Annotated in this window: 1 protein-coding gene; it reads right to left on the bottom strand. The window is 48.5% G+C overall.

Features of this window, described 5'->3' with window-relative positions; genetic code table 11:
• Positions 1–142: 142 nt before the first annotated feature.
• A partial coding sequence (locus HQN90_RS38060; protein WP_173227991.1) for a transposase occupies positions 143–892 on the bottom strand: 750 nt, incomplete at its 5' end.

Here is an 892-nt window from a genome sequence, read left to right as displayed (position 1 = left end):
CGTCGAACAACTCCTCAACAAACCCCCACCCATCCTCTCCACAGCTAAAACGCAAACTTTTTAGCTGCAAAAAGGCATTCCTCGTCCATTCGCCTCACTCTTTGTTCCCTCTACTTAGGATGTTCATCCTATGTAGAGCCATTTATGCGCATGCGGCAGCACCCCTTAGCCTCGGCTTTTGCCGGACAAAGGGGTCTTTGTATGCCACTTTTCCTAGTTTCTTAACTATGAGCTTGATGTTCACCGACATGGCCTTCAATTTTACCGTGATGCGCAGGTTATCGCGACCTCTTGTTTGCGGATGTCTCAGCGCATGGTGGTTCGCAAGCTCATTGTTTGTCGGTTCAATCTGTCCGCGTTTGCGTAGAATCTCTTGTCCTTGTTGGCTCTCGTTGAAACGCTGCGCTTCCTCATAGACTTCATAATAGTCACTTATGAAAATACTACGTCCCATTTTGCTTGGGGTGCACGTTTCTTTCAGCGGGCATTTCGCGCAGATGCTTCCTTTGAAGTTGTATTGCAAGCCTTCCCAGTTTTTTCGGACATAAAACTTCGTTGTTGTTTGCTGCGCAGGGCACGTCACTTCTTGTTTTTGCACATCGTACGTGAATTGGTCATGGCTAAGCATTCCTTTTTGGTTTGCCGGTTTGAACACAGGAGCTACCACCTGTATCCCTAAGTTTAACGCGTCGACCTCTGCGCGGTAGCGTCCAAATCCATATAACGTATCTGCCCCTACGTACTCCGGAACGATGTGGTGATGCGTCACTACACTTTGGAGTAAATGGGCCAAGCGATCACCATCCGCTTCATTTCCAGGAACGGGCTCTGCGTCTAAAATGAACCCCGAAGCGCTCGACTCCACAACCTGAATTTTGTCCCCTGTAAAAGG

This window comes from Paenibacillus alba, from assembly GCF_013204855.1.
Classification (GTDB): Bacteria; Bacillota; Bacilli; order Paenibacillales; family NBRC-103111; genus Paenibacillus_E; species Paenibacillus_E alba.
This window is presented reverse-complemented; position numbering and strand designations above follow the sequence as displayed.